Source organism: Synechococcus sp. R60.1 (assembly GCF_047461835.1).
In the GTDB taxonomy this organism is placed as follows: domain Bacteria; phylum Cyanobacteriota; class Cyanobacteriia; order Thermostichales; family Thermostichaceae; genus Thermostichus.
This window is the reverse complement of the sequence record NZ_JANSIA010000002.1, coordinates 33562-35662: the sequence shown is the minus strand read 5'-3', so window position 1 is coordinate 35662 and position 2101 is coordinate 33562. Positions and strand designations below refer to the sequence as shown.

Annotated in this window: 1 protein-coding gene; it reads left to right on the top strand. The window is 62.3% G+C overall.

The window, feature by feature from the left end; translation table 11 throughout:
- Nucleotides 1–110 precede the first annotated feature (110 nt).
- Nucleotides 111–2101, top strand: a 1991-nt coding sequence (gene gyrA / locus NW834_RS00685; RefSeq protein WP_414426195.1) for a DNA gyrase subunit A, incomplete at its 3' end; no start/stop codon positions are given.

The window sequence follows — 2101 nt, the reverse complement described above, 5'->3', positions numbered from 1 at the left end:
CTCAATTCAATCACCTTCAGTCTGCCACGGCCAAGGTTGGCTTCTCGATAAACTTCCATGAACCCACTGCGCCAAGGCCGACTGGGATCCCTTACGGATAACCCAACCCCATGAGCGACAACGAATCGACGGCGCGCATCATCTCCACCGACCTGCAGCGGGAGATGTCGCAGTCCTACCTGGAATACGCCATGAGCGTGATCGTCGGGAGGGCTTTGCCGGATGCGCGGGATGGCCTGAAGCCGGTGCACCGCCGCATTCTCTACGCTATGCACGAGTTGGGCCTGACGGCGGATCGCCCCTTCCGCAAGTGTGCCCGCGTGGTGGGGGATGTGATCGGGAAATACCATCCCCACGGGGATCAGGCCGTCTATGATGCGCTGGTGCGCATGGCCCAGGATTTCTCCATGCGGGAGCGCCTGGTGGATGGGCACGGCAACTTCGGCTCTGTAGACAACGACCCGCCGGCGGCCATGCGCTACACCGAGTGTCGGCTGACCGCCTTTGCCCAAGAAGCCCTGCTGCAGGATATCGACGCCAACACCGTCGATTTTGTCGGCAACTACGACGGATCCCAGCAAGAACCCCTGGTGCTGCCGGCGCGGATCCCGCAACTGCTCCTGAACGGCTCTTCCGGCATTGCCGTGGGCATGGCCACCAACATCCCGCCCCACAACTTGAGCGAATTGGTGGACGGCCTGATTGCCCTCATCCACAACCCCAACCTGACCAGCCTGGAGTTGATGCAGTGGATCCCGGCCCCCGACTTCCCCACCGGGGCGCTGATCATGGGCCAAGAGGGCATCCGCGAAGCCTACACCACCGGGCGCGGCTCCATCACCCTGAGGGGGGTGGCCACCGTCGAAACCATAGAGCAGCGGGGCCGACCGGTTCGGGATGCCATCATCATCACCGAGCTGCCCTACCAAACCAACAAGGCAGCCATGATCGAGAAGATCGCCGAGCTGGTCAACGAGAAAAAGCTGGAAGGCATTGCCGACATCCGTGACGAGAGCGACCGCAGCGGCATGCGGGTGGTGATCGAGCTAAAGCGGGATGCCCAGCCGCAGGTGGTGCTCAACAACCTCTACAAGCAAACCCCCCTGCAGGCCAACTTCGGGGTCAACATGCTGGCCATCCTCAACGGCGAGCCGCGCACCCTGACCCTGCGGGACGCGCTGCAGGCTTTTCTGGATTTTCGGGAAGAGGTGATCGAGCGGCGCACCCGCTACGAGCTGCAAAAAGCCGAAGAGCGGGATCACCTGCTGCAGGGCTATCTCTTGGCTTTGGGGCAGTTGGATCGGGTGATTGCCCTCATTCGAGGAGCCGCCGATACCGCCACAGCCCGAGAGGAATTGCAGGCGGTGTTGGGCCTGAGTGAAGCCCAAGCCGACGGGATCCTGCAGATGCAGCTGCGCCGCCTCACCGCCCTGGAAGCGGAAAAAATCCAGGCCGAGCACGAAGACTTGGTGAGGCAAATTGCCGACCTGCGGGATATTCTGGCCCGCCGAGAACGGGTGATGCAGATCATCAGCGAAGAGCTGCAGCAGCTCAAAGCCCGCTTTGCCAGCCCGCGCCGCTCCCGCCTCTGTTTGGAGGATGGGGAGCTGGGAACGGACGATCTGATCGAAAACCGGGAGACGGTTATCTTTCTAACCGAGCAGGGCTACATCAAGCGCATGGGCCTTGAGGAGTTCCAGGTGCAGGGGCGAGCCACCCGCGGCAAAGCCGGCGCCCGCATCAAGGAAGACGATGCCATCGAACAGTTTTTTGCCTGCCGCAGCCACGACACCGTCCTCTTTTTCACCAATCGAGGCGTAGTCTACACCCTGCCCGCCCACCAGATCCCCCAGGGGAGCCGCGCCGCCCGTGGCAGTGCCATCGTTCAGTTGCTGCCGATCACTCGGGAAGAGCGGGTTACGTCCATGGTGCCGGTGAGCCAGTTCAGCGACGACGAATATCTGGTGATGCTCACCCGCGGCGGCTACATCAAAAAAACGGCCCTCAGCGCCTTTGCCAATGTGCGCTCCAACGGCCTGATTGCCATCTCTCTGGAAGAAAACGACGAACTGCGCTGGGTGCGCCGCGCCCGCTCCAGCGA